We start from the raw sequence: 244 nt of genomic DNA on the forward strand, positions 1-244 counted from the left end.
CGTCAGGCCATAGAAGTCGACGAAGAAGGGAGCAGCGGCCAAACCACACCGAGTAAGGACAAAGATGCGCGCTGGATAAAGAAAAACGGCTTATACAGACTCGGTTACAAACAACATACCCGTACCGATGGGGAAGGCTATATCGGGAAACTGCACATCACCCCCGCCAATACCCATGAGTGCAAACACCTGTCGCCTTTGCTGAAAGGCATTACCGAAGGTACGACCGTCTATGCCGACAAAG

At 52.0% G+C, this 244-nt stretch carries 1 protein-coding gene; it reads left to right on the forward strand.

What is annotated here, in order from left to right:
* Positions 1-244, forward strand: a 244-nt coding sequence (locus tag Q9J79_RS10330) for a transposase (protein ID WP_301911804.1), incomplete at both ends; no start/stop codon positions are given.

Source organism: Neisseria viridiae, assembly GCF_962747995.1.
Classification (GTDB): Bacteria; Pseudomonadota; Gammaproteobacteria; order Burkholderiales; family Neisseriaceae; genus Neisseria; species Neisseria viridiae.